This window comes from Pseudomonas sp. p1(2021b) (assembly GCF_020151015.1).
GTDB lineage: Bacteria > Pseudomonadota > Gammaproteobacteria > Pseudomonadales > Pseudomonadaceae > Aquipseudomonas > Aquipseudomonas putida_K.
In genome coordinates, this window is the sequence record NZ_CP083746.1 from 2,816,228 (window position 1) to 2,835,976 (window position 19,749).

General features: G+C 63.3%; 25 protein-coding genes. 21 read left to right on the forward strand and 4 right to left on the reverse strand.

Going from position 1 to position 19,749, the window contains the following annotated elements:
* Nucleotides 1–82: 82 nt before the first annotated feature.
* Genes K8374_RS13150 through K8374_RS13160 form a run of 3 tightly spaced genes read left to right on the forward strand, consistent with a single transcriptional unit; the run spans nucleotide 83 to nucleotide 2,943 of the window.
* Complete coding sequence (locus K8374_RS13150; RefSeq protein WP_224455916.1) at nucleotides 83–1,234, forward strand: DNA-methyltransferase; 1,152 nt, start codon at nucleotides 83–85, stop codon at nucleotides 1,232–1,234.
* 13 nt (nucleotides 1,235–1,247) lie between these two features.
* Nucleotides 1,248–2,171, forward strand: coding sequence for a DNA cytosine methyltransferase (locus tag K8374_RS13155; RefSeq protein WP_224455917.1), 924 nt, complete (start codon nucleotides 1,248–1,250; stop codon nucleotides 2,169–2,171).
* Nucleotides 2,172–2,184: 13 nt separating this feature from the next.
* A complete protein-coding gene (locus K8374_RS13160) occupies nucleotides 2,185–2,943 on the forward strand; it encodes a hypothetical protein (RefSeq protein ID WP_224455918.1) in 759 nt (252 codons plus the stop codon).
* On the opposite strand, the gene K8374_RS13165 is transcribed toward K8374_RS13160, so the two are convergent.
* On the reverse strand, nucleotides 2,940–3,218 hold the full coding sequence (locus tag K8374_RS13165; RefSeq protein WP_224455919.1) for a hypothetical protein: 279 nt from the start codon (nucleotides 3,216–3,218) through the stop codon (nucleotides 2,940–2,942). The genes K8374_RS13160 and K8374_RS13165 overlap by 4 nt on opposite strands.
* A 296-nt stretch (nucleotides 3,219–3,514) precedes the next feature.
* Between K8374_RS13165 and K8374_RS13170 the strand changes: the two genes are divergently transcribed.
* From K8374_RS13170 to K8374_RS13215, 10 genes are all read left to right on the forward strand, one after another.
* Nucleotides 3,515–4,039: a hypothetical protein gene (locus K8374_RS13170; protein WP_224455920.1), complete on the forward strand. Its 525-nt coding sequence runs from the start codon at nucleotides 3,515–3,517 to the stop codon at nucleotides 4,037–4,039.
* Nucleotides 4,040–4,103: 64 nt separating this feature from the next.
* Complete coding sequence (locus K8374_RS13175) at nucleotides 4,104–4,253, forward strand: hypothetical protein (protein ID WP_196184420.1); 150 nt, start codon at nucleotides 4,104–4,106, stop codon at nucleotides 4,251–4,253.
* Nucleotides 4,250–4,453: a hypothetical protein gene (locus tag K8374_RS13180; protein WP_224459396.1), complete on the forward strand. Its 204-nt coding sequence runs from the start codon at nucleotides 4,250–4,252 to the stop codon at nucleotides 4,451–4,453. The genes K8374_RS13175 and K8374_RS13180 overlap by 4 nt, the downstream gene beginning before the upstream one ends.
* Nucleotides 4,450–4,896: an ASCH domain-containing protein gene (locus K8374_RS13185; protein WP_224455921.1), complete on the forward strand. Its 447-nt coding sequence runs from the start codon at nucleotides 4,450–4,452 to the stop codon at nucleotides 4,894–4,896. Before K8374_RS13180 ends, K8374_RS13185 begins: the two co-directional genes overlap by 4 nt.
* The gene (locus tag K8374_RS13190; protein ID WP_224455922.1) at nucleotides 4,893–5,087 is read left to right on the forward strand and encodes a hypothetical protein; all 195 of its coding nucleotides are present in this window, start codon (nucleotides 4,893–4,895) and stop codon (nucleotides 5,085–5,087) included. The genes K8374_RS13185 and K8374_RS13190 overlap by 4 nt, the downstream gene beginning before the upstream one ends.
* A gap of 46 nt (nucleotides 5,088–5,133) precedes the next feature.
* A complete protein-coding gene (locus K8374_RS13195; protein WP_158621120.1) occupies nucleotides 5,134–5,307 on the forward strand; it encodes a hypothetical protein in 174 nt (57 codons plus the stop codon).
* Between the two features lie 62 nt (nucleotides 5,308–5,369).
* Nucleotides 5,370–5,849, forward strand: a complete 480-nt coding sequence (locus K8374_RS13200; RefSeq protein WP_224455923.1) for a hypothetical protein — start codon at nucleotides 5,370–5,372, stop codon at nucleotides 5,847–5,849.
* 252 nt (nucleotides 5,850–6,101) lie between these two features.
* Nucleotides 6,102–7,316 carry a tyrosine-type recombinase/integrase gene (locus K8374_RS13205; RefSeq protein WP_084858015.1) on the forward strand — a complete coding sequence of 405 codons (1,215 nt, stop codon included), beginning with the start codon at nucleotides 6,102–6,104 and terminating at the stop codon, nucleotides 7,314–7,316.
* Nucleotides 7,317–7,348: 32 nt separating this feature from the next.
* On the forward strand, nucleotides 7,349–8,935 hold the full coding sequence (locus tag K8374_RS13210; protein ID WP_224455924.1) for an ABC-F family ATPase: 1,587 nt from the start codon (nucleotides 7,349–7,351) through the stop codon (nucleotides 8,933–8,935).
* A 162-nt stretch (nucleotides 8,936–9,097) separates the two neighbouring features.
* Nucleotides 9,098–10,276: an MFS transporter gene (locus K8374_RS13215; RefSeq protein WP_224455925.1), complete on the forward strand. Its 1,179-nt coding sequence runs from the start codon at nucleotides 9,098–9,100 to the stop codon at nucleotides 10,274–10,276.
* 54 nt (nucleotides 10,277–10,330) lie between these two features.
* On the opposite strand, the gene K8374_RS13220 is transcribed toward K8374_RS13215, so the two are convergent.
* On the reverse strand, nucleotides 10,331–10,942 hold the full coding sequence (locus tag K8374_RS13220) for an FMN-dependent NADH-azoreductase (protein WP_224455926.1): 612 nt from the start codon (nucleotides 10,940–10,942) through the stop codon (nucleotides 10,331–10,333).
* A gap of 133 nt (nucleotides 10,943–11,075) precedes the next feature.
* Here K8374_RS13220 and K8374_RS13225 point away from each other — a divergent pair, with 133 nt between their 5' ends.
* Complete coding sequence (locus tag K8374_RS13225) at nucleotides 11,076–11,978, forward strand: LysR substrate-binding domain-containing protein (protein WP_224455927.1); 903 nt, start codon at nucleotides 11,076–11,078, stop codon at nucleotides 11,976–11,978.
* A 130-nt stretch (nucleotides 11,979–12,108) separates the two neighbouring features.
* Here K8374_RS13225 and K8374_RS13230 read toward each other — a convergent pair whose 3' ends face one another.
* Nucleotides 12,109–12,552 (reverse strand): DUF1294 domain-containing protein, encoded by a 444-nt coding sequence (locus K8374_RS13230; protein ID WP_224455928.1) that lies wholly within the window; start codon nucleotides 12,550–12,552, stop codon nucleotides 12,109–12,111.
* Nucleotide 12,553: 1 nt separating this feature from the next.
* Nucleotides 12,554–13,384, reverse strand: a complete 831-nt coding sequence (locus tag K8374_RS13235) for an undecaprenyl-diphosphate phosphatase (protein ID WP_224455929.1) — start codon at nucleotides 13,382–13,384, stop codon at nucleotides 12,554–12,556.
* 289 nt (nucleotides 13,385–13,673) lie between these two features.
* Here K8374_RS13235 and K8374_RS13240 point away from each other — a divergent pair, with 289 nt between their 5' ends.
* From K8374_RS13240 to K8374_RS13270, 7 genes are all read left to right on the forward strand, one after another.
* Nucleotides 13,674–15,308 carry a methyl-accepting chemotaxis protein gene (locus K8374_RS13240; RefSeq protein WP_224455930.1) on the forward strand — a complete coding sequence of 545 codons (1,635 nt, stop codon included), beginning with the start codon at nucleotides 13,674–13,676 and terminating at the stop codon, nucleotides 15,306–15,308.
* A 210-nt stretch (nucleotides 15,309–15,518) separates the two neighbouring features.
* Nucleotides 15,519–16,085, forward strand: a complete 567-nt coding sequence (gene pnuC, locus K8374_RS13245) for a nicotinamide riboside transporter PnuC (RefSeq protein ID WP_224455931.1) — start codon at nucleotides 15,519–15,521, stop codon at nucleotides 16,083–16,085.
* Entirely contained in the window at nucleotides 16,082–16,633 is a 552-nt protein-coding gene (locus tag K8374_RS13250) for an AAA family ATPase (RefSeq protein ID WP_224455932.1), read from the forward strand. Before pnuC ends, K8374_RS13250 begins: the two co-directional genes overlap by 4 nt.
* 294 nt (nucleotides 16,634–16,927) lie before the next feature.
* On the forward strand, nucleotides 16,928–17,377 hold the full coding sequence (locus tag K8374_RS13255; protein ID WP_224455933.1) for a hypothetical protein: 450 nt from the start codon (nucleotides 16,928–16,930) through the stop codon (nucleotides 17,375–17,377).
* 1 nt (nucleotide 17,378) lies between these two features.
* A complete protein-coding gene (locus K8374_RS13260) occupies nucleotides 17,379–17,957 on the forward strand; it encodes an adhesin (protein ID WP_224455934.1) in 579 nt (192 codons plus the stop codon).
* Nucleotides 17,958–18,011: 54 nt separating this feature from the next.
* A complete protein-coding gene (locus K8374_RS13265; RefSeq protein ID WP_084858027.1) occupies nucleotides 18,012–18,983 on the forward strand; it encodes a heme utilization protein in 972 nt (323 codons plus the stop codon).
* A gap of 58 nt (nucleotides 18,984–19,041) precedes the next feature.
* A complete protein-coding gene (locus K8374_RS13270) occupies nucleotides 19,042–19,722 on the forward strand; it encodes a C39 family peptidase (RefSeq protein WP_084858028.1) in 681 nt (226 codons plus the stop codon).
* Nucleotides 19,723–19,749 lie beyond the last annotated feature (27 nt).

Genomic DNA, 19,749 nt, shown 5'->3' on the forward strand with positions numbered 1-19,749 from the left:
CCGCGCTGCCCGCCAGCGCCTTCCCCTATTCAACGATAACGCCGACCCGGCGAGGGCGGCGTCTGCACGCAAGGACAACGACATGACCCAGCAGCACCGCATCCTGGTGGGCGACTGCATCGAGATGATGCGGACGCTGCCGGATCAGTCAGTGCACACCTGCATCACCAGCCCGCCCTATTTCGGGCTGCGCGACTACGGGGTCGACGGCCAGATCGGCCTGGAGGCCTCCCCGCGAGAATTCCTCGACAGCTTGGTTGCAGTGTTCCGCGAAGTGCGCCGCGTGCTGCGAGATGACGGCACTATCTGGGTGAACATGGGCGACAGCTACGCTAGCGGTGGGCGCGGTGGTGGCGGGAGCTACATGGCCGAAAGAGGCGACGGAGCCTGGCAGGGCAAAGGCGAGGCTACCGGATGGCGATCAGCACCACCTGGCTGGAAGCACAAGGACTTGATGGGGATGCCTTGGCGCTTGGCCTTCGCACTGCAAGATGACGGATGGTACCTGCGGCAGGATATCGTCTGGGCCAAGCCGAACCCGATGCCAGAGAGCGTTCGCGACCGCTGCACCAAAGCCCACGAGTATCTATTCCTGCTGAGCAAGTCGCCGAAGTACTTCTTCGACCAGGACGCGATCAGGGAGCCAGCAAACCTAACCGGGAAGGGATCTGCATCGACCTTTCGAGGCGGCGCTTACGTCGACGGTTCAACCTTCGATAACTCTAACGGCGGTACCCGGACGGTTTCAGGCAATGTGGTACCCCGTAACAACGGGGTTGGCTGGGGCCATGGCTATGATGCCGACCCGAAGCCTCGCACCGTGGGCAGCAAGCGCAACAGCTTCGCCAGGGAGACGAAGTACTCCAGCGGAGAACATGGCCAGACGGGACAGCACAGGCCTGGCCGGGAACACATCAACTACGACACCACGCGAAACAAGCGCAGCGTCTGGACGGTGGCCACCAACGGCTTCAAAGGAGCGCACTTTGCCACTTTCCCGCCAGACCTGATTCGCCCATGCGTCCTGGCCGGCTCGCCGCGCGGCGGGATGGTGCTAGACCCGTTCGGCGGCGCCGGTACCACCGCACTCGTCGCCATGCAGGAGGGCCGGCAATCGGTCATCTGCGAGCTGAACCCCGAATACGCCGCTCTCGCCCGCCAGCGTCTGGATACAGCCTGGATCGAAGGCGCCGCACAGATGGACTTCCTGCTGGACCAATCGCCAGCTGCTTGAACCTGAGGATCACATGACCACAGCAATCGACCTGTTCGCCGGCCTCGGCGGATGGAGCACCGGCGCGCGCGCCGCAGGTGTCCAAGTTCTCTGGGCGGCAAACCACTGGCCAGAAGCCGTGAAATGGCATGCGGCCAACCACCCCAACACCGAGCACGTCTGCCAGGATTTGCACCAGGCGCGCTGGGAGCAGGTGCCGGCGCACGACATCCTGCTGGCTTCGCCCTGCTGCCAGGGGCACGCCAAGGCTCGCGGCAAGAAGTCGGGCAACCCCGAGCATGACGCCTCGCGCTCGACGGCCTGGGCGCCTGTATCGGCCCTTGAGTTCCACAGGCCTCAAGCGGCGGTGATCGAGAACGTGCCGGAGTTCACCGACTGGGTGCTCTACCCGGCCTGGCTGCAAGCGATCCAAGCGCTGGGGTATCAGGCAGCACCGCACATCGTGGACTGCGCCGACCTCGGCGTGCCGCAGCACAGAGTGCGTCTGTTCATGGTGCTGACCCGCAGCAAGGCGCCGCTGATGCTGCAGTTACCGCAGGAGCGGCATGTGCCGGCGGCCAGCTTCCTCGACTTCGACGGCGGTCGGTGGTCTCCCATCAAGAAGCCCGGCCGGGCCCAGGCCACGCTCGACCGGGTGCGCAACGGGCGCCAGCGATTCGGCGACCGCTTCATCATGCCCTACTACGGCAAAGGCTCCGGCACCACCGGCCGCGACATCAACCGGCCGATCGGCACCATCACCACCCTGGACCGCTGGGCCTTGGTCGACGGCGACCGCATGCGGATGCTCAGCGCCAGCGAGGCCCTGGCCGCGATGTCGTTCCCGGCAGACACCCTGCGCCCGGACAACCACCGGCTGACCATGCACATGGCCGGCAATGCGGTACCGCCGCTGGCAGGCCAGCGAGTAATTGAAGCCCTTTTGAAAGCCGCATAGGCCGGAGCCACCCATGCCCACAGAAAACCGATCCAATAACGCCGACGGCTGGATAGCCTGCGACGACGGCCTCCACCTGATCCAGATGGACGAGAACCTCAGCCATTACGGCTGGGTGTTCAGGAAAGTTGATGGAGGCCTTCCCTACTCGGTTCGCGAAGCCACACCCCACGAAATGACCCATGCCCAGGCTCGCCAGCACCTGCGGATTGGAGTCGCGCAGGTCTCTGGGCAGGCGTTAGCCCCGCAGGCCCACCCCGAGCCTATAGCCTGGATGGTTGGTACTGCCTTCTGGTGGACCAAAGAAGAGGCAGAGCGGGATGCGGCGGCGACTGGGCTGCCGATTGTTGGCGTGGGCCCGATGATCGATACCGCTGAGGTTGAGCGGCTACGAGATGGCATCAGCAGGCATTGGAAAGTCGTCTGTGACCAGCGTACCGAACTGGCCAAGCGGGATGCGCTGCTGCGCGAGATAGCCGACCATTGCAATGGGTGTGTCATGCCCACCGAACAGTTGCTTCGTGACTGGGGGTCAAGCATCGACGCCGCCTTATCCGTCAGCGTAGAGCCGAGCACTCTGCCTGACCCGCTTCGCTGCAACGAGTGCACACATGCCAACTGCGGCAAGTTTGACGGTCCACGCCAGGTCGAGTGCCGTGCAATGGCTGACAACGCCTGCGCACGCCCCGGTGCCGGTTCCCAACCCTGGAGCACATTTGTACTGAATCTGGAGACGGGCCGACTATCTAGTGCGCCGGCCCTGCACGCTTAAGCGGCTTTTCGCTGTTTGGATGCAATAACGCGAGCGCGCTCCACGCCAATGGCTAGTGCCCGTGTGATGGTTTCACCAAGGCGTTTTTCGTATGCCTCCTCTTTGATGGGCCTCCCTGAAGGAGAGTAAACCCCGATGAACATCTGTGTTGCTCCAGTCCTAGATAGTCTGGCTTGGATGTCCAATGTTGTGCCATCGGACAACTCTTCCTCGTGAGTCCTGCAATGGAGTTGGGGATCGACCCAAGACCAGTACTTCGTTCCTCTGGTTCGCATAACAATCTCCTTTTTGCTCCCCCAATAAACCCTTAGACCTTCAGGTCATTGGTAAGCCCGACCCAGCTGATGAGCGGATCTACCCAGTCCCAGAAAGCGTCACTGCGAATCCACATGCTGGGCCCCCGCGCCTTTCGTCTAATCAGGTCGCGTCCACCCACCTTAGCCCCGGTTGCCTCGACGGCGAAAACAATGTTCTGAAATGCACGCTGAATCTGACCACCGGCCGATTTTCTTGTACCGAACCCAACCACTTGTACAACTTACCGCCGCGATATGGCGGCCAAGGAATCGTCATGCCCGAAAAAATTGAGTTGGACCTCGACGCGATCGAGGCGGCGGCCAAGGCTGCTACACCGCAAGACTTCGTCAGCGCCCAAGTCGGTGGTGCCGAAGAAGGATGGATGGAATGCCCTGAGTGTGGCGGTGAAGGCTCTGTCGAGCTGACGGCCGACTACCTGAACTACGACGGCGTGGCACTGGGTGTCCAGTTCTATGGCATTGGTGAGCCGCACGTTCATGCTGAGGCGTACTACCGCGCTGCCAGGCCTGCTGTAGTGCTGGCCATGGTTGAAGAAATCCGAAACCTGCGCCAGCAGCTGGAGCAGCAGAAGGACACCAGCCGCACCATTACGCTCTCCGGCTGCGAGTTCACCGAGGATGATCTGCTCCGAAAGGCGGTGCGGATGGCTAACGGCACCAGTCGACGCAAGACCCCACGCTGGGTGCTGATGAAGGATGTCTTCTGCTGCGGGTCTGGCGTCGCCCACGCGCTGTGCAGGCGCTTCAACTCCGACCCGGACGAGGAACTGAGCCGATGACCCGCCTCGCCCTCTGCCTCCTGCTGCTGGCCACCGGCGCCAGCGCAGAACAAGGATTCTGCCAATGAAAAAAGTCCACATGTGGTCACGCATGGCAATGCTCGGCCTTATCGAAGTGAAGTGCGGCCGCCTGGTCAAGGCAACCCAGTTCACCAGTGAGGCGAGCGATGTCACCTGCCTCGCCTGCCTGAAGCAAATGGAGAAGAAATCGTGAAGACCGTCATCGGGATTTTTCTAGTAGCCATTGGCGGGATGATCTTTGGACACATGGTGGCAACGCACCAGGCTCGCAGCTTTGAATGCCCGGCTATCCAGGCCGGCAACGAGCGCCAGCTCTCCCCGCACGAAACCCAACCCGAACCTACACCTGCTGCCGCGCCGGCGGCCTGGAATGATGAGAGGTATCAGCTGTGAAGGCGCTTTCCATACGCCAGCCCTGGGCCTGGCACATCATCTACGGCGGCAAGGACATCGAGAACCGGGCCTGGCACACCAAGTTCCGTGGGCGGTTCCTGGTGCATGCTGCCCAGGGCATGACCCGGCACGAGCTGCGCGAAGCCAACAGGTTCTGCATGCTGCGCAACCTTCCGATCCCCATGGAGCTGGCCAGCCTACAACGTGGCGGCATCATCGGCTCGGTTGAGATGGTCGACAGCGTCGATACCAGCGACTCGGACTGGTACATGGGTGCCAAGGGGTTCGTCCTGCGCGATCCGCGACCGCTGCCGTTCGTACCGCTGAAGGGGCGCCTTGGGTTCTTTGACGTGCCTGATGACGCGTTGTGCACCTGCCCATCCGGCGACGGCTCGCTGCGCTGGCCTTGCCCGGTTCATCCGCCGAAGGAGGCCCAGCCGTGAACCTCGACACACTGAAGGCGCTGGCGGAGCGAGTGATGAATGACCGGCGATTCTGCTGCGACGAACAGCACCGGCTCTTGGCCGAAGGCGTTCTTGCTCTTCTCGACGAGAACGAAGCGCTGCGCAAGGACCGCGACAGCTTGCGCGAAGACCGTGACAGCCTGCTCGAAGCCGGAGGACACCTTCTATGATCGCCCTCGCCTACATGGCCTACCTGATCTACAGGGGACCGCGACCATGAAAGCTCGAATGACCTACTGGAACGGCTCCTGGTGGTGCCGACGTATGGGAGTGACCGGCCAGGGCACCACCATGAAGGAAGCCTGGGACGACATGTGGAGCCTCTATTTCGAGGCTGTCCGCCCTGCTCGCCCGCAGACGTTCCACTCCCCGCGCATCCGCTGCGGCTAAGCCGAAACTTCCCCCATCCCCAACTACTCAAGCCCGCCGACATGCGCGGGCGAGGATCCCCTATGCCCGATATAAAAGCACTGCTGCGCGAAGCGGCCATCGAAGGCATCTCCGGCATGGCCCAACACCTGCCGGAAGGCTGCGAGCTGTTCGTCATCGCGTGCCGGCCTGGCAAGGACGATTTCGACTTGGTCCTGCCGTCGCCCGAGGCAAACCTGAACAACGCCCTCGATGCCCTGCGGCGCCAGGGCCTGAGCATCGACGGCTCCAACATCTACAAGGACGCCGTATGCGATCTGATCGTCGGCGCCCTGGCCATGGGCAAGCAGAACAACAACCCTCCGCCCGCCGGTCATTGGGGGCAGCAGTTCTGGGACATCGGCCGCGCCGAGGGAGAGCTGCAGGAAGAGCTTGCTTCCGCTCTCGTGAAGGTCACGGCCGACCTCTTTTACCAGATCGAAGCGAAGCACGGCCCGAAGGCAGCGGCTGAGTACCCATCCATCGTAGAAGCCAAGGCTCTCATCGCTAAAGCCACAGCCTGACAACCAACCTGCCGCCACCGGCGGCGTGGAGACCTATATGCATTCAAAAAGGAAAAAGCCAGGCGATGAACACGCCAGGCAGGAACAGGCCGTTGCCCATGAAATGGACAAGGTAACGGAAGAAAGGATGGCCGAGCTGCTGGGGATCACTCTGCGAGCTCTCCAGACCAGGCGCCAGCGCGGAAAAATACCCGAAGGCGTCTGGAACAAGAACGGTCGCAACATCATGTACAGCAGATGGAGATATGAGGAATGGCTCGAAAGCCTGTGGGTCTGCCCCCTGGAGTTGAAATCCGAGGAGACTCGCTCCGAATCCGTTTCACTTGGAATGGTGAGCGTCGAGGGGAAACCCTCGCGCATCCCCCGACAGCGCAGGGGATCAAAGCCGCCAGCCGTGTACGTGATCAAGTAGTCAGCCTGATCCGGCATGGTCTGCTCGATGACGAAAAATACGCCGAGCTCTTCCCAGGGTCGGATCTGGCCCGGCAGGCGGCCGATGCGATACCGAGCCTGGGCGCCTACACCCAGATGTGGCTGGATAGTCGCCACATTGTCGAGGGGACCAGGCAAAACTACAAAAGCACGTTCAACCTCTACTGGATGCCCTACCTGGGCCTGAGGCGGATCGATATGATCACGCCCACGATGCTCCGCAGCGTCATCTCGCAAATTCAGTGGACTTCGGTAGGCGTAAAGCGAAACGCGATCATCAAGCTGTCGAGCGTATTCAAAACGGCTGTACTGGACGGGCTGATCGCCAAGAACCCGACTGCTTCCCTGGATAAGCCAAAGGCCGTAAAGAAGGTCGTCGATCCATACACCAGGGCCGAGGCGGAAGCGATCATTGCTCACCTTTACGGCAGCCTTCGCAAGTACTCCCAAATCTACGCAGCCTTCTTCGAGTTCTGCTTCTTCACGGGGGTTCGACCTGGCGAGGCAATGGGCCTTCAGTGGAATGACGTCGATCTGGAGGAACGAACTGCAGTCATACGCCGAATCATAATCAATCGAGCGCCACAAGAGCGCACCAAGACCAAGAATCACCGAACCATTCTGCTCAACGAGCGGGCGATCAATGCCGTCAGCCAGGCCCGCCGAGTGGCCAACTTGAAGCGCATGGCTTCCAAATCGGCCAATCCGGTCAGCCCCTTCGTCTTCCAACCGAGCAAAGGTGGGCTGTGGATCAACGAGCCAAGTGTTACAATCCGCCACTTCAAAGCAGCGCTCAAGGCGCTGAACATCCGTGAACGCCGGCAGTACGACACCCGCCACACCTACGCAACCATGTGCCTAATGGCTGGGATGAACCCTGCGTTCATCGCGAACCAGCTCGGCCACAGCGTCGAGATGTTGCTCTCTACCTACGCGAAATGGATCAGCTCCTCCTCGGACTGGAGGGAGCTGGAGAAGCTGCCGCCCCGAGTCGAATTGGCCCAAAATTGGCCCAAAACAGACGAGAGGGCCTAAATACACCTCTGGAACCCCCGCAGGACAAGCACTTGATTTCTACCGCTAACATCACCATGCAATTCGGCGCCAAGCCGCTCTTCGAAAACGTCTCGGTCAAATTCAACAACGGCAACCGCTACGGCCTGATCGGCGCCAACGGCTGCGGCAAGTCGACCTTCATGAAGATCCTCGGCGGTGACCTGGAGCCGTCCGCTGGCCAGGTGATGCTCGAGCAGAACACCCGCCTGGGCAAACTGCGCCAGGACCAGTTCGCCTATGAGGAATTCACCGTCATCGACACGGTGATCATGGGCCACGAGCAGCTGTGGAAGGTCAAGGCCGAGCGTGACCGTATCTATTCCCTGCCGGAAATGACCGAGGAAGACGGCATGGCCGTTGCCGAGCTCGAGACCGAGTTCGCCGAGATGGACGGCTATACCGCCGAGTCCCGTGCCGGTGAACTGCTGCTGGGCCTGGGCATTCCGCTGGAGCAGCACTTCGGCCCGATGAGCGAAGTGGCGCCAGGCTGGAAGCTGCGTGTGCTACTGGCCCAGGCGTTGTTCTCGGACCCGGACGTACTGCTGCTGGACGAACCGACCAACCACCTGGACATCAACACCATCCGCTGGCTGGAAAGCATCCTCACGGCGCGTAACAGCACCATGGTGATCATTTCCCACGACCGGCACTTCCTCAACAGTGTCTGCACCCACATGGCGGACCTGGACTACGGCGAGCTGCGCCTGTTCCCGGGCAACTACGATGAGTACATGACCGCCGCCACCCAGGCGCGCGAGCAGCTGCTGGCCGACAACGCCAAGAAGAAAGCCCAGATCGCCGAGCTGCAGACCTTCGTCAGCCGCTTCTCGGCCAACGCCTCCAAAGCCAAGCAGGCAACTTCGCGCGCCAAGCAGATCGACAAGATCCAACTGGCCGAGGTCAAGCCGTCGAGCCGGGTCAGCCCGTTCATCCGGTTCGAGCAGACCAAGAAGCTGCATCGCCAGGCCGTCACCGTGGAGAAGGTTTCCAAGGGCTTCGAGGGCAAGGTCCTGTTCAAGGATTTCAGCTTCACTGTCGAAGCCGGCGAGCGTGTGGCGATCATCGGCCCCAACGGTATCGGTAAGACCACCCTGCTGCGGACCCTGGTCGGTGAAATGGCCCCGGACGCCGGCGCCGTGAAGTGGACCGACAGCGCGGAAGTGGGCTACTACGCCCAGGACCACGCCCACGACTTCGAAGACGACGTGAGCCTGTTCGACTGGATGGGCCAGTGGACCCAGGGCGAGCAACTGATTCGTGGCACCCTGGGCCGCATGCTGTTCTCCAACGATGAAATCCTCAAGTCGGTGAAGGTGATCTCCGGTGGCGAGCAGGGCCGCATGCTGTTCGGCAAGCTGATCCTGCAAAAGCCCAACGTGCTGGTCATGGACGAGCCGACCAACCACCTGGACATGGAATCGATCGAGGCGCTGAACCTGGCGCTGGAGAACTACCCCGGGACCCTGGTTTTCGTCAGCCATGACCGCGAGTTCGTGTCGTCGCTGGCCACCCGCATCATCGAGCTGACGCCCGACGGTGTGGTGGACTTCAGCGGCACCTACGACGATTACCTGCGCAGCCAGGGCGTAGTGGTCTAACCCCTGCGTTTCGCCGCTCCTACAAAGAACATGCACTCTGTAGGAGCGGCCCTGCGCCGCGAAAGGGCTGCCCCCAGTCGATATTTCGTTAGCCTGCTTTCTTTTCCGCCGCGCTCCAGCGATGATGGGCCACGCCCCACCGCCTACCCGCGAACGCCCCCCATGACCGCGCAACAACCTGCCTCCAGCATCACCTTGCAGATCCTTTCGATCGTCTTTTATACCTTCATTGCCTTCCTGTGCATCGGCCTGCCGATCGCGGTGTTGCCCAGCTATGTCCACGACCAGCTCGGCTTCGGCGCGGTGGTCGCGGGGCTGACCATCGGCCTGCAGTACCTCGCCACATTGCTCAGCCGCCCCTTTGCCGGGCGGGTAGCCGATGGCCTGGGCGGCAAGCGGGCGATTCGCTACGGGCTATACGGCATCGCAGGCTGTGGCGGGCTGACCCTGCTGTCGGCCTGGACGGTCGCCCTGCCCTGGCTGAGCCTGCTGCTGTTGCTGGCCGGGCGCCTGTGCCTTGGCATCGCCCAGGGCTTGATCGGTGTCGCCACCTTGAGCTGGGGTATCGGCCAGGTGGGCAGCGAACACACGGCACGGGTGATTTCCTGGAACGGTATCGCCTCCTACGGCGCCATCGCCATCGGCGCACCGGCCGGCGTGCTGCTGGTGGACGCGCTGGGCTTCAGCGTGCTCGGCGTCGCCCTGCTGCTATTGGCCGTGATGACCCTGCTGGTGCTGCGCACGCGCCCGGACGCGGTGGTGGTGCGCGGCGAACGGTTGCCGTTCTGGTCGGCCTTCGGTCGGGTGGCGCCCTTTGGCCTGGGGCTCACCCTGGCATCGATCGGCTACGGCACCCTGACCACCTTCGTCACCCTCTATTACCTGGAGCGCGGCTGGACCGGCGCGGCCTGGTGCCTGAGCGCATTCGGCTTGTGCTTCATCGTCTCGCGGCTGCTGTTCGTCAATGCCGTCAACCGCTTCGGAGGCTACAGCGTAGCCATGGCCTGCATGGCCACCGAGGTCGTGGGGCTGACGCTGCTGTGGCTGGCGCCCTCTCCGGCTGCGGCCCTGGTGGGCGCAGGGCTGACAGGGTTCGGGTTGTCACTGGTATATCCGGCCCTCGGCGTCGAGGCCATCAAGCAGGTCCCCAGCAGCAGCCGGGGGGCCGGGCTGGGCGCCTACGCGGTGTTCTTCGACCTGGCCTTGGCCATCGCCGGCCCGGTGATGGGCGCGGTAGCCGTACGCCTGGGGTATACCTCGATCTTTTCCGTGGCGGCCTTGCTTGCCTTGGCGGGTGTGGGCCTGGTGTTGCTGCTGGCCCGTCGCGGCCAGGGCCGTTGAAAACGAAAAAACCGGCTGCAGCCCAGGGCCACAGCCGGTTTTTCATTAACGCGATCAGGCGGCAGCGAACAGCTCGTTGGCAATCTGTGCCTGGGCGGCGTCGATGGCCTGGCTGCGGTGTTCCGGGCCATAGGCCAAGCCGTGGGCGCGGACGATCTCAAGGTCGGTGATACCGATGAAGCCAAGGAAGACCTTGAGGAAGTCCTCGTGGCCCACGCCGGTCGGCTGGCCATGGTGCAGGCCACCGGCGGTGGACACCAGGATCACTTTCTTGTCACCGCACAGGCCTTCCGGGCCAGCCTCGGTGTAGCGGAAGGTCTTGCCGGCGACGGCGACGCGGTCGATCCAGGCCTTGAGCTGGGTCGGCACGCTGAAGTTGTACATCGGCGCACCGATCACCACGGCGTCGGCGGCGAGGAATTCTTCCAGGGTTTCGGCGCTCAGCTTGGCTTCGTGGGCCTGGGCGGCATCGCGCACCTCTTCCGGGGTACCTGCGGCAACCAGGGTGGCGGCGGAGAAGTGGCTGATGGCGTCGGCCGCCAGGTCACGGTAGACCACTTCGATGCTCGGGTCGGCGGCTTTCCAGGCTTCGACGACTTCGCGGCTCAGCTGGCGGGAGGCGGAATTGTCGCCCAGGATGCTCGAATCGATATGCAACAGTTTCATGGGATTCTCCTGTGAATGAAGACCGCGACGGTGGGCGATCACGATGGAGAGAATCCTATAGGGCCAACGAATAGCTGATAAGCCCATAAAAATGCGTTAGTTTGTCCTACCAGTAGGACAATGGAACAACCCGATGCAAGACCTCAATGACCTCTTCTACTTCGCCCGCGTGGTCGAGGCCGGTGGTTTCGCCGCCGCTGGCCGTCAGCTGGGCATTCCCAAGTCACGGCTTTCCAGGCGCATCGCCGAGCTCGAGGAGCGCCTGGGCACACGCCTGCTGCAGCGCACCACCCGGCAACTGAAGCTCACCGCCGTGGGGGAACGCTACCTGCACCATTGTCAGGCCATGCTACTGGAGGCAGAGGCGGCCGACGAAGCGGTGGCCAGCATGAGCAGCGAGCCGCGGGGGCGTTTGCGAGTGTCCTGCCCCGTCGCCTTGGCCCACGCCTTCCTGCCGCAAGTGGTCAGCCGCTTTCTGGAGCAGTATCCGCTGGTACAACTGGATATGGTGCTGCTCAACCGGCGGGTCGACCTGATTTCCGAGGGCATCGACGTGGCTTTGCGCGTGCGCGACCTGGGCGACGAGGACCCGGCCCTGGTCACCCGCCGCCTGCGCCAGGCGCAGATGCAACTGGTGGCTGCCCCGGGCTTCGCCGACCACCTGCATCACCCATCGCAGCTCGTCGGCCTGCCGGTGCTGGGTGCTACGGAGGCGGACCGCCTGGTGCATTTTCGCCTGATCGGGCCGGGGGGCGAACAGCAGGAAGTCGCCCTGGAACCGCGCCTGGCCATTGACGATTTCGTGGTGCGAAAGGCTGCCGTACGTGCGGGGCTCGGCTTCACTGCCCTGCCGAGCATGTACTGCGAAGAGGAATTGGCGCGCGGCGAACTGGTGCGCCTGCTGCCGGACTGGTCCCTGCCTGGCGGTTGGCTGCAGGCGGTATACCCGCACCGACGTGGCCTGCTGCCGGCCGTGCGTGTGTGGATCGACCATCTGGCGGCTTCGTTCGAGGCCTGTGGAGAGCGCTATGTGTGAGCATCTGAGTGACCCAGGCGCTTGCACGTGTAATGACTGGCAGACCGAGCGTAGCCGATCGCGGGATAAGCCCACTCCCACAGGGTGCGGGGGCCGACCAACCCTACGATCGGGCCCGCCCTGCTACCACTCAGACAGCGCCTAGTACCCCACCCAACCAGCGCCCGCCCAACAGCAAGTGGTCGACCCAGAACACCTGGTGCACCGCCACGATGCCCCAGAACGTCACTTGGTAGGCCACCTTGCGCGTCTTGTGCCGGAACAGCTGCTGGGCGAGCAATGCCCCTGGCCAGCCGCCACACAACTCGCTGGCATGCAGTACCTTTTCGGGTGTGCGCCAGGCCCCGGTACGGGCCTGGTGCTTGTCTTGCCAATACAGCATCAGGCTGACCAGGCTCACCGCCGGGTATAACGCCAGAGGCAGCCAGGACTGCCCGCTCCAGGCCATCTGCACAGCCCCCACCAGCGGCAGCAGGCACAGCCCGGCGAATACCAGCAGTTTCAGGCGCAGGTTGTGAACGGCATCCTGGGTGCGTTCGACGCCACGGCGTGGCGCGCTCTGGGTGCGTGCCATATCAACCGTGCGCCGTGGCCCAGTCGACCCAGCCGAACTGCCAGGTCGCCAGGATCAGCAGGCCAAAGACGATGCGGTACCAGGCAAAGGCTGCATAGCTGTGGTTGGCGATGAACTTGAGCAGGCCGCGTACAGCGATCATGGCGAAGATGAACGAGACCACGAACCCGATGGCGAACACTGGCAGGTCACCCGGCTGGAACAAGTCACGGTACTTGTAGCCCGAGTACACCGCCGCCCCCACCATGGTCGGCATGGCCAGGAAGAACGAGAATTCGGTCGCCGCCTTGCGCGACAGGCCGAACAGCAGGCCGCCGATGATGGTCGAGCCGGAGCGCGAGGTGCCGGGGATCATTGCCAGGCACTGTACGAAGCCGATCTTCAGGGCATGGCTCCAGCGCATGTCATCGACGTGATCGACCTCGATGCGGTGCTCGCGACGCTCGGCCCACAGCATGATCACCCCACCCACCACCAGCGCCGCCGCCACGGTGACCGGGTTGAACAGGTATTCGTGGATCAGGTCGGCGAACAGCACGCCCAGGATCACCGCCGGAAAGAACGCGATCAGCAGGTTGGCCGTGAAGCGACGCGCCGTGGGTTGGCTGGACAGCCCCAGCACCACGTCGAAGATCTTGCGCCGGAACTCCCAGACCACGGCAAGGATCGCGCCGAGCTGGATGATGATGTTGAAGGCCATGGCCCGCTCGCCACCGAAGTCGATCAGGTCGGCGACGATGATCTGGTGCCCAGTGCTGGAGATGGGCAGAAACTCCGTCAAACCTTCGACGATCCCTAAGATGATTGCCTGAAAGGCACTCCAAAAATCCATTGTTCCCCCGATGAGGCGCTGCTGCGTGCAGGCCCCTTGTTCTTGATTTGCATTTGGTTGCCGCGAAAGCCTGGCCGTTTTACAGCCCCTACGGGGCCAATGCCAGCGGAAAAGGCCTAGATACCTAAAGGTTTCATCTTGCGCGGCCGAGATCCTATCAGAGCAGCCTGTCGATGGCTCGCGCGGCATGCGACAGCAAGCGCCTGACCTAGCCCTTGGTCGAGTGTGCCGCACCGGCCCCGGCATGCTTGGATACACCTGATAACAAGAACAACGGGGAGTACCTTTGATGAAGACCTTGAGGTCGATGTCGATCAGCCGGCGCCTGTCGCTGATCCTGCTGGTCGCGGTGGGCATGCTGGTGGCCTTCGCCCTGCTGATGCTGCGCCAGCTGCACGGCGACCTGTACCAGGCCAAGGCCGAGAAGACCCGGCACGTGGTGCAGACTGCCGCCGGCGTGCTGGCCTACTACCAGGGGCTGGAGGCAGCCGGCACGCTCACCCGCGAAGCGGCCCAGCAGCAGGCCTTGCAGGCCGTGCGCAGCCTGCGCTACGACAAGGATGACTACTTCTGGATCAATGACCTGGCGCCCAGGATGGTCATGCACCCGACCAACCCCAAGCTCGACGGCCAGGACCTTTCCGGCATTCGTGACCCCGACGGTTTCGCCGTGTTCAACGAGATGGCCAGCCTGGCACGCAGCCAGGGCGCAGGCCCGGTGGACTACCGCTGGCCCAAGCCCGGTGCCAGTGAGCCGGTGGCCAAGACGTCATACATCCAGCTGTTCAAACCCTGGGGCTGGATCATCGGTTCGGGCGTGTATGTCGATGACGTGCAGGCCGAGTTCGCCCGCCAGGTTCGGGACGCTTCCCTGGCGGGCCTGGGCATCGCCGTGTTGATGGCGCTATTGGTCATGCTGATCGCCCGCAGCATCGCCCGCCCGTTGCAGGAGGCGGTGCAGGCCATGGGTAATATCGCCAGCGGCGAAAGCGATCTCACCCGCCGCCTGGATACCCATGGGCGCGACGAGGTCACCCGCCTCGGTGAGCATTTCAACCGCTTCAACGGCAAGCTGCAGGGTGTGGTCGGCCAACTGCAGGGCGCCGCCCATGCCCTGGCCCAATCGGCCGAACACGTGGGCGACAATGCAGGCCAGGCCCAGGCGCACAGTGCCCAGCAATCGCTGCAGATGGACCAGGTGGCCACGGCGGTCAATGAAGTCACCTATGCCGTGCAGGACGTGGCCAAGACCGCCGAGCAGGCCGCCAGCGAGATGCAGGCGGCGCAGCGCCAGGTGGACCATGGCCAACAGGCGATCCATGGCAGCCTGCAGCAGATCGACCGACTCTCCAGCACCATCGACCAGGCCGTGCAGGTGATCGGCGAGCTGGCCGGGCACAGCACGCGGATCGGCGGTGTACTGGAAGTGATCCGCTCGATCGCCGAGCAGACCAACTTGCTCGCGCTCAACGCCGCCATCGAGGCAGCCCGCGCCGGCGAGCAGGGCCGGGGGTTTGCCGTGGTTGCCGATGAGGTCCGGCTGCTGGCCCAGCGCACCGCCCAGTCGACCGCCGAGATCCAGACCATGATCGAGCACCTGCAAGGCCAGTCGGAAGCGGCTGTCAGGGCGATCGGCACCAGCAGCGAAGCCTCGCGCCAGACCGTCGAGCAGGCCCGAGAGGCGGGCACTAGCCTGGATGCCATCAGCCAGGCGCTGCACAACCTCACCGCCCTCAACGCCTCGATCGCCAGCGCTACGCTGCAGCAGGCCCATGTGGTGGAAGAAATCAACCGCAATGTGTTGGATACCGCCGGGCTGTCCCAACAAACCGCCGACGCGGCGCGCCAATCCAGCGACGCCGGCGCAGCCCTGGCGCGGTTGAGCGAGGAGCTTGAACAGTTGCTGCGCCAGTTCCGGGTTTGATAACGCCGCTCGTCAAAACCCACGCAGCCCCCTGTAGGAGCGGGCTCGTCCCGCGATCAAGGGCGTAGCCCTTGGCCTGTATCCACGCGGCCAGGGCCGGCCCTATCGCGGGGCAAGCCCGCTCCTACAGGGTATTCGCGACACCGCCCCTACAGCTTCCCCGCCCTACAGGCTACAATCGCACCCTCTACTCCTGCCCAAGGATCGCCGATGTCCGGCCTCGAACTCTTCGCCGCCGTGCTCGGCGTCATCGCCGTGTGGCTCACGGTCAAGCAGAACCCGTGGTGCTGGCCGATCGGCCTGGTGATGGTGTTGCTCTACAGCTGGATCTTCTACGAAGTGAAGTTGTATTCCGACATGCTTCTGCAACTGGTCTACGCCGTGTTGCAACTTTACGGTTGGTGGCAATGGACCCGGCCTGACCGTGTGGAAGACGCACGCCAGGTTTCCAGCCTGGGGGCCGGGCAGGTGTTCACCGGCCTGGGCGCAGGCCTGCTGGCGAGCCTGGGCCTGGGCGCCGCCATGGCGCACTGGACCGACGCGGCACAGCCCTGGCTCGATGCGGCCCTGACCGGCTTCAGCCTGGTGGCGCAGGTGTGGATGGCGCAGAAGCGTGTGCAATGCTGGGCGCTGTGGATGCTGCTGGACGTGATCTTCGTGGGCCTGTTCCTCTACAAGGGCCTCTACCTCACCGCAGCACTCTACGCACTGTTCACCTTGATCGCCGTGCGCGGCTGGGTGCAATGGCGCCGCGACCCGGCGTTGGTCCCTGCATGAAGGTCCTGGTGCTATGCGGGCCGGAGTCCAGCGGCAAGAGCTGGTTGAGCGGCGAAATCCAGGCACATTTCGGAGGTGTGGTGGTCGGTGAATACGTCCGCCACTTCATCGAGCAGGAACAGCGCGACACCTGCTACGCCGATATCCCCGCCATCGCCCGCGGCCAGCTTGCCTGGGAGGACCAGAGCCGCCAGCAGGCGCCCGACCTGTTGATCCTCGACACCCACCTGCTCAGCAATATCCTTTGGAGCCGGGTACTGTTCGCAGACTGCCCCGCCTGGCTCGAGGAGGCCCTGCTCGAACGCCACTATGACCTGCACCTGCTGCTCAGCCCGCAAGGTGTCGATTGGGTCGGCGACGGCCAGCGCTGCCAACCCCGCCTGCAAGAGCGGCAAAGGTTCTTCGAGGATAGCCTGCACTGGCTGCGCACTCACCACAAACCCTTTCAAGTACTCGAAGGCGACTGGCCCACCCGCCAGGCCCAGGCCCTGGCAGCGGTGGCGCGTCTACTTGACGGCCAAGCGCCAGCCTGCGCCACCGAGTGTTAATTTTTTGTAACTGTATAGCCAGCTAGGCCCCCCATTGTTGGGGGCTTTGCCACAGACCTGGGGAAACTGTTTCAAACGTGATACAGCCACTGCCGTTATCCCGGGGCGCGTGGGTTTTCAAGGCTTGCAGGGCGATGGATGGCTTATCTGTATCATCCTTGAAACAGAAAAGCGCCAGACGTACTCATTAACTACCCAACTTTTTGATTCCACGACAAAAACCAAAAACGGCACGACTTTCGCTCTACCTCTGTCAACGCTCAAGGGCCAGCGCACAGAGAAGGGAGCATCGCCGTGGGGACCAAGAACAAGACACTGCCTGCACTGCTCGTCCTGGGTTGCCTGACCGCCGCAGCCTTCCCCCCTCCCGCCAGCGCCGAGGGCAACGGGATCATCGTCCTGACCCGTGATGTCCAGGCTCGCCAAGCCGCTCGGAAGACCGGTACCCCCGACCCCTACCCCACTACCGTCAACGCCAACGAATCGGCCCGGGTGAAAGCCCAGACCAACGAGTTGACCGACGGTGATTTCGCCCGCATCGCCAGCGGCTCGACAGTCAATCGCCTGCTCACCACCGACCACTCGGGCAGCTTGCGCGGCCTGGACACCGTCCAGTCCCGGCTACCTGGCATGGCCGGTGGATCGGGTGCCGGGGCCGGCGGTGGCAACACTATCTCCAACACAGTCAACCAGAACGTCCAGCGCGGCCTGGCGCCGTTGCAGATCCTCACTCGGGGCCAATGACATGCGCGCACTCACGCTCTCCCTGCTGTGCCTGGCGCTGGGCCCCAGCCTGGCGCTGGCCGGCTCGCCAGTGGTGGACAACGCCACCCTGGGCGCCAGCGGCCGCACCTACCAGGGCAACCTCGGCATCAACCAGGCGGCGGGCGATGCCCAACAGCAGGCCAACGTCCGGGCCATGGCTATCGGCACCAATGCCAAGGCCACCACCGAGGTTCGCCAGCGCACAGACTTTCTTGCCGACCCGGCCCGGGACAGCCGCGCCAGCATCCACGGCAACGCCTTCAGCAACGGCAACGGCCTGCTCGGCATCAACCAGTCCGCCGGCGCCGCCACGCAGCAGGCCAACGCAATACGGATCGGCATCAGTGCCGTCCCGCAAAGCATCGACGACAGCATTCTCAGCCAGCAGAACGTCTCGCTGGCCAATGGCTCCGAGGCAACGGATCGCGCTCCCGGCAGTCGCCAGGTCACTACCAGTGACCAGGCCTTCACCGGCAGCCGTGGCGTGATCCAGTTGAATCAGAGCGCCGGGGTGGGCAACCGAATGGGCAACACCCTGAGCGTACGGGTCGCTGACTGACCCAAAGTGGCTTCAACACAACACTTAACAACGAGAAACAAGTGGAGAAACACCATGAAACCTAAAATGGCACTCAAGCCTCTGGTATTCGCCCTCGCAGCGGTCATGGCAGTTGCTGCACAAGCTGATAACCGGCATAACAACGGCCACCACGGCCATCACAACAACCATGACAATGTCCTCCTGCAGCTGTTGGTCAGCGCGGGTGCGGCCGCCACGGTGACCGATACCCAGGTCAACACCGGCAACACCGTGCGTAACGAGGCGACCGAGAACGACGCGGCGATGGAAGATTCCGCCAACCGCTCCAACGGCAACCTGGGCGCCAACGTGGCGGCCGGTGACGGCAACCAGCAGGACAACGTGGCCGCCATCGCCACTGCCGATGAGCGTTTCATCTTCGGCAGCGCCATGGCCATCTCCACCGCCACCCAGGTCAACGCCGGCAACAACGTCAAGAACTTCTCCACCAGCAACACCGCCAACCTGGTCGACTCGGCCAATGGCAGCTCGGGCAACATCGGCGTTAACGTCACCGCCGGCGACTTCAACCAGCAGAAAAACAACCTGGCGATCGCCGTGTCCGGTGGCCGTGTAGCGATGGCCGCCTCCACCGCCACCCAGGCCACTACGGGCTTGAACGTCGAAAACAATGCTGACCGCAAGATGGACAAGGAAACCCTGCAGGCCAGCTTCAAAGCCTATGGCCAGTACAAGGGTGACGGCTGGGGCTATGTTGAAGACGAAAAAGGCTGGGGCCACGGCCATGGCCATGACAAGGGCAAAACCGACAAGGACCCTCTGAAGTTCCACGAAGAAGGCACCTTCGGCCTGGCCGGTGTCGCCACCTACCAGGTTCTGACCCCCAACGGCTGGAAAAACCCTGTGACCAACACCGCCACCATGAGCAACTCGCTCAACGGCGTGTCGGGCAACGTGGGCGCCAACGTCTCGGCAGGTTCGGGCAACCAGCAGAGCAACTCGCTGTCCATCGCCGCAGGTTGCAAAGCCTGCACCGGCCTGTAACACAGCCAATCGGGGCCCTTCGGGGCCCCTTTCCTGTTTCGCGTCGGGGGAGAAGGCCATGCGCGCAGTTCTGCTTGCCGCACTCATGTTCCTGGCCGGCCTGGTCGAGGCCACGCAGATGCCGATCGCGGCGATGCCAGGCGGGACCTTGGTGTACAAGCCGGTACAGAGCATCCGCGAGCGTCGCTTCGCCGACCTGGTGCAACAGAAGACCGATTTCAGCTGCGGCGCCGCCGCCCTGGCCACCATCCTCAAGCAAGCCTATTGGCTCGATGTCGATGAAAGCCAGGTCATCGAAGGCATGCTCGCCCACGCCGACCCGGACCTGGTCAAGGTCCAGGGCTTTTCCATGCTGGACATGAAGCGCTACGTGGAAAGCATCGGCATGCGTGCCCGGGGCTACCGGGTCGAGGCCGACAGCCTGCACCGGGTGAGCATTCCGGTGGTGGTGCTGATGGACATTCGTGGCTACAAGCACTTCGTCGTGCTCCAGCGCATCAACCGGGGCTGGGTGTACATCGGCGACCCGGTGCTGGGCCATAAGCGCTACAAATTCGACGATTTCGTCAAAGGCTGGAACGGCATCATCTTCGCCGTCATCGGCCCCGGCTACGACAAGGCCAACGCCCTGCTCGACCCACCGGCTCCGGTCACCGCCAGGAACCGCATCAATGGGTTCTACCCGGTGGACGATGCCCAATTGATGGAATTCGGGTTCATCCAGAGCGACTTCTTCTAGTGATTACAAAGGGGCACGGAGCTCCGG